This is a genomic window from Streptomyces sp., assembly GCF_036566765.1.
In the GTDB taxonomy this organism is placed as follows: domain Bacteria; phylum Actinomycetota; class Actinomycetes; order Streptomycetales; family Streptomycetaceae; genus Streptomyces.
In genome coordinates, this window is the sequence record NZ_DATCVQ010000511.1 from 1 (window position 1) to 4,554 (window position 4,554).

11 protein-coding genes are annotated in these 4,554 nt (G+C 69.0%); 7 read left to right on the plus strand and 4 right to left on the minus strand.

Translation table 11 applies throughout. From position 1 onward, the window contains the following. Positions 1-60: 60 nt before the first annotated feature. Together VIU94_RS29765 and VIU94_RS29770 are read left to right on the plus strand one after the other, a co-directional pair. Positions 61-306, plus strand: a complete 246-nt coding sequence (locus VIU94_RS29765) for a winged helix-turn-helix domain-containing protein (protein WP_331915980.1) — start codon at positions 61-63, stop codon at positions 304-306. Positions 307-338: 32 nt separating this feature from the next. Then, the gene (locus VIU94_RS29770; protein WP_331915982.1) at positions 339-494 is read left to right on the plus strand and encodes a hypothetical protein; all 156 of its coding nucleotides are present in this window, start codon (positions 339-341) and stop codon (positions 492-494) included. Between the two features lie 130 nt (positions 495-624). Here the strand turns inward: VIU94_RS29770 and VIU94_RS29775 are convergent, their stop codons facing one another. Beyond that, positions 625-954 carry a hypothetical protein gene (locus tag VIU94_RS29775; RefSeq protein ID WP_331915984.1) on the minus strand — a complete coding sequence of 110 codons (330 nt, stop codon included), beginning with the start codon at positions 952-954 and terminating at the stop codon, positions 625-627. 48 nt (positions 955-1,002) lie between these two features. Here VIU94_RS29775 and VIU94_RS29780 point away from each other — a divergent pair, with 48 nt between their 5' ends. The 4 genes from VIU94_RS29780 to VIU94_RS29795 all read left to right on the plus strand — a co-directional run bounded on the left by VIU94_RS29780 (position 1,003) and on the right by VIU94_RS29795 (position 2,624). Continuing rightward, positions 1,003-1,344, plus strand: coding sequence for a DUF6233 domain-containing protein (locus VIU94_RS29780; protein ID WP_331915986.1), 342 nt, complete (start codon positions 1,003-1,005; stop codon positions 1,342-1,344). A gap of 19 nt (positions 1,345-1,363) precedes the next feature. After that, positions 1,364-1,576 (plus strand): hypothetical protein, encoded by a 213-nt coding sequence (locus VIU94_RS29785; RefSeq protein WP_331915988.1) that lies wholly within the window; start codon positions 1,364-1,366, stop codon positions 1,574-1,576. Between the two features lie 42 nt (positions 1,577-1,618). After that, positions 1,619-1,855 (plus strand): hypothetical protein, encoded by a 237-nt coding sequence (locus tag VIU94_RS29790; protein ID WP_331915991.1) that lies wholly within the window; start codon positions 1,619-1,621, stop codon positions 1,853-1,855. 73 nt (positions 1,856-1,928) lie between these two features. Next, positions 1,929-2,624 (plus strand): hypothetical protein, encoded by a 696-nt coding sequence (locus VIU94_RS29795; RefSeq protein WP_331915993.1) that lies wholly within the window; start codon positions 1,929-1,931, stop codon positions 2,622-2,624. Between the two features lie 51 nt (positions 2,625-2,675). On the opposite strand, the gene VIU94_RS29800 is transcribed toward VIU94_RS29795, so the two are convergent. After that, positions 2,676-2,813, minus strand: a complete 138-nt coding sequence (locus tag VIU94_RS29800; protein ID WP_331915995.1) for a hypothetical protein — start codon at positions 2,811-2,813, stop codon at positions 2,676-2,678. A 91-nt stretch (positions 2,814-2,904) separates the two neighbouring features. Next, positions 2,905-3,879, minus strand: a complete 975-nt coding sequence (locus VIU94_RS29805; protein ID WP_331915997.1) for a tyrosine-type recombinase/integrase — start codon at positions 3,877-3,879, stop codon at positions 2,905-2,907. Between the two features lie 117 nt (positions 3,880-3,996). Here VIU94_RS29805 and VIU94_RS29810 point away from each other — a divergent pair, with 117 nt between their 5' ends. After that, positions 3,997-4,251: a hypothetical protein gene (locus VIU94_RS29810; RefSeq protein WP_331915999.1), complete on the plus strand. Its 255-nt coding sequence runs from the start codon at positions 3,997-3,999 to the stop codon at positions 4,249-4,251. Positions 4,252-4,301: 50 nt separating this feature from the next. Here the strand turns inward: VIU94_RS29810 and VIU94_RS29815 are convergent, their stop codons facing one another. Continuing rightward, on the minus strand, positions 4,302-4,469 hold the full coding sequence (locus VIU94_RS29815; protein ID WP_331916001.1) for a hypothetical protein: 168 nt from the start codon (positions 4,467-4,469) through the stop codon (positions 4,302-4,304). Positions 4,470-4,554 lie beyond the last annotated feature (85 nt).

Here is a 4,554-nt window from a genome sequence, read left to right on the forward strand (position 1 = left end):
ATAGGCGAGATAGGTCAGCTCATCTCGCCTGGCGGACGGGCCCCGCCTAGCGTCGGGATCATGGAGTGGCAGCCGGAAATTCCGAGGTGGCGGCAGGTCTATGCCCTGCTGGAAGAGCGCATCGACAGCGGTGTCTACCAGCCCGGGGAGCGGCTTCCGTCCGCGCTGGCCATCGTCGAGGAGACGGGCATCAGCCCCGTGACCGCACGGCGCGTCCTGAAGGAGTTGCGCGAGGCCGGACTCGCCTACATGGAGCCAGGCATCGGAACGTTCGTGGCCCGGCTGCCGGACCGTCCGCAGGCATGACCGATGTCAGTTCTGCCCCGTAGCCTGGTCTCATGACTGGGGTGGGGCGGTCTGCGGCCGAGGTGAATGAAGAGATCCGCGCGCTGTGGGACGGCGGCGCGCTGCCCTCGGAGCGGCAAGCCGAGTATCACCAGCTGCTCGTCGCGTGGGCCGAGGCGATGCGCGCCGAGCAGGAACTCGCGGCCTAGACGCAGCCCCGCCCCGCGCCGGGCGCTGTACCGGGCAGGGCGGGTCCGAGTACCACGCAGCCAGCCAGCAAGCGTGGATGGGATGCCTCCACGGTAGCTCCAGGCACTGACAGTGCGGCGTCAGCCGGAATTACAGCCGCTCCAGCTCGGCGAGGAGCTCCTGGGCCACCCGCTCGGGCTTGGTGCTCGGCGCCACGCGGACGCCGACGACAGTCCGGGCGCCGACCGCGGGCCGCGGGCTGGCGACGCGCCAACCCTGGACCTCATTCCAGAGGACCGCGGTGTCGTCCGGCCACCGGATGGCGACGCACAGCATGCTGTCCTGCGGCGCGACGCTGCCGGCCCCGGGCGGGGCGGCGCAGTACGTCTGGACTCGCTCCGGGGCGGGCCGGCCTGCTGCCTGGAGCGCGGCGAGGACGTCCGCGACGTGCGGCGGGGGCGGCTGCTGCTCGGGATCCACCGGCACCCCTTCCTGCTGGCGGTGCCTTCCAGCCATAGAATAGAACACGTGTCCGAAGATTTGCCTCCCGACCTGCCGCGGCTCCGCACCCTGGAGACCTGGCTCGCCTACTCGCTGCACCGCGTCCAGGCGCGCATCAGCGAGGTCGAGCAGCGGGAGGCGGATATGCGGCCCCGGCGTCAGCTGCCTGACGGGCCGACGTGGGTGCTGTCGTACCTGCGCGTGCGCGGCCAGGCCACTGAGGACTCGGTCCACCTCGGCGGCTGCAAGATGGCCAGCCACCACACCCGCGCCCTGACCCGCGAGCAGGCCTTGCGCGCTATCACCGCGGGCGGCATCCGGGCGTGCGAGATCTGCCGGCCGGACAGCGAGCTCGGCGTCCTCGACTGAGTCGCGGCACTCTGGAGGCATGGGCTTCGCGCCGATCGTCGTGCACCACCCCTCCCAGACCGGAGGCCGGCGGGTGACCGTCCGCGGCGAGATTCTCGGCCTGGCCCAGGACGACTGGGAGCTGCTGGAGCTGCTGCGTGAGGCGGGCCTGCCGGATGCGGTGGCGATGCTCGACGATCCGGCGTGGGTGGAGTGGCGGGGTGGCCGGGCACACGTGTGGCACGCGGCCTGAGCCTCCGCCCGATTGTCGGTGCCCGCGCTTACGATCCGGCTCGTGGCAATCGAACTCTCAGACGACCTGATCCAGCTCCAGCGCGACGCCGTCGAGGCGCAGCGTGAAGCGACCGCCGGCGCGTACAGCGCCGAAGCCTGGCGACCGTGGCTCGAAGCGGCTGAGAAGCTCCATGCGGCTGTGACCGCCCACGCCGAAGCGACCGAGCAGAACCGGTTCGAAGTCGAGGCGGCCCTGAAGAAGGTCGTACTCCATCCGCAAACAGACGGCACCGGTTGAAGCTAGGCGCGCGAGGCCGCCCGGTTCGCCAGCATGGGCGTCCTCGCTTCACGGAGCATCGTAGGGTCCGGGCATGTCAGCGATATGGATACGACGGGCCTGGGTGGGATCGGCCGCTCTAGTCGCCCTCGCGGCGCTCGGCGCCGCAAAGAAGATGGACTGGCTCAACGGGGACCAGCTGGGTGTCATCGCAGCCGTGGCCAGCGTTTTTGCCGCAGCGGCTTCGTGGGCTGCCACGAGCAGGGCCGCTGACACGGCTGATGCCGTGGCGGCCATCGAGCGCGACCGCTGGCACGTGGAGCTAACGCCGATACTCGAGGTGGAGGTGCACCGACTGGGCACCACCGAGAGGGCTTCTCTCACCCTCAAGTTGGTGGGGCCGCCGGGGCTGGAGCAGCTGGATGCCGTCACGGTCCTCGTCCGCGATGACGACGTTGACCGCACACCTCGTACCGCCGCTCCTCCGACTGCGGAGGATGTTGCGGCCCACATCTGGGGGCCGCTGCGCTTCACCCCTGGGATCGACGACGTTGCGGAACCAGGTCGAGTCACTCCGGTCTTTCCGCTCGCGCCGGCCACCGTCAAGAAGTTCGACATGACCAACACCCATGCTCCGTTTTGGCACACGGACGACGACGCAGAGCGCCGGTGGAGGATCGAGGTTCGGGATCAGCCCGTTCGGCTGAAGATCGAGTGTCGCCTCGAGGGGCACAAGCCGTGGTTCCTGTACCCCGAGGTGAAGATCCGGTCCGGATTCGCTCCTCAGTAGCAACGACGAAGCCCGCCCCGGCTGTACGGCCGGGGCGGGCTTCGCTGTGTTCTACTCCGGGCACTCCGTCGGCTCGCCCGGAATGCCGATGTGACGCGGCTCCTTCGGGAGCTCGCCGGCCGTGTGCGTCGGCACCCTCACCGGGCGACCGCAGCCGCAGATGGACGTCACGGGGGTCTCGTCGTTCATATGTTTCCTTAGGTGGGTGTTCCTTTGCTCCCAAGTGCAGCCGATGGGGCACCGGTAGGGCATCTCTACAAGGAAGTTCGGAGTGTCGCGGTCACCGTTGGGCGTTGCCCGGCGCGAGCAGGCTGGTGAGCTCGGCGATGGCCTCGGGTGACGGCTTGAAGTACTTACGGACGTTCTCCGGCTTCTTGTGACGGGACTTGGCCATGAGCATCAGCAGTGACGCGCCCCGCTCGCCGAGGTGTGTCAGCGAGGAATGCCGGTACTCGTGCAGGTCCCAGCCGGTCCCGGGGCCGGTGGCTGCCGTGGCCTCGTCGAGGAGTGCGCGCGCCTGGCCGTAGGAGAGACGGGCGAGTCCGGTGTCCGGGCAGACGTCGCGCCCGCTGACCACCTTGCCGGGTCCCGCCTTCCGGTGTCCCGTGAAGACCGGCCCCCGAGAGCGGTCCTTCAGCAGCCGCGGCAGGAGGCGAGCGGTGCCGGCGTCCCAGTACACGGTCTCCAGGACGAAGTCGCCTCGGGTCTCCCCCCGGCGCCGGGTCTTGGCCTTGGCCCCCTTGGCCTTTACTTGGCATCGGCGGCCGGCGAAGTCGAGGTCCTCGATGTTGAGGGCGAGGATCTCGTCGGAGCGCGCCGCGGTCTCGTACAGCATTCGCCAGAGCGTCTTCTCCCGCAGGCCGATGTCGCGGCGCCCGATGAGTCGGTCGATCTCAGACTTGGAGCGGGCGGGCGTCTCGCTGTCCGGCGGCGTAAGGCGCTTGGTCCAGGCCGGGACGGCCGGGCCGCTGTAGCCGCGGTCTCGGCACCATGTGAGCCAGGACTGGACCGACGCGCGGCGTGCGTTCCAGGTGTTGACGGCGGCGCCTCCCCAGAGCTCTTCGAGCGCCTGGCCGATCTCGTCGGCGGCGACGGTCTCCAGGGGACGGTTCGGTCCGACCCGCTCGACGGTCTTGCTGATGCCGATGGCGTAGTTCCGAGCCGTGTTGGGGTTGCCGAGTGCGTCGAGGTAGCGGTCGGCTGCAAGCTGAACGGTGAGCGCCTTGCCGGTGGGAAGTTGAACTACGTTGCCCACGATTCTCCTTGCCGCAGATAACGGGGTCGCCTCGCGCATCGCCTGGCTCAAGTTCTCCCTGCTCGCGTTCAGCCTTACCACAGATAATAGGGCATTATCTGTGGTAGGTTCAGGGGTATGGCCTACGACATGGATCGGGTACGCGAAGCCTCCGAGAAGAGCGGCGTGCCGTTCGACTACCTCGCCCGCCTCATTGCAGCAGAGACCAGTCCCGACGACCCCCGCGGGGAGGGCGCGCTCGTGCGCCAGATGACCGTGGTATTCGACCACTACCTGGCGAAGTCCATCTCCGGCCCCAACCCCATCGAAGACCTGAAACGATTTGGCTTCACAGAAACGGCGGAGATCCTCGACGCCCGCGGCAACAGCTGACCCCGGATACAGCAGAAGGCCCCCACCGCCATCAGGCGGTGGGGGCTCTGTCACTCCTCAGGGTCAGGCTCGGGCGGCGGTTCGGGTTGTTCCTCGACGAGGCCCATGTCCACCAGGGTGCCCATGTCGGCTGCGGACTCGTCGATCGCGCGTATCGCGGGCCGTTCGGGCGGGAGTTCGGCGGGCGGCCCCTGGCTCTCGACTTCGAATTCGCTCACTGTCGCGCTCCAGGGCTCAGACGATGCGGTCGAGGTATGTGCGCACGCCGTCGGGCATGGGCGGCGGGGAGGGCGGTTCCATGCC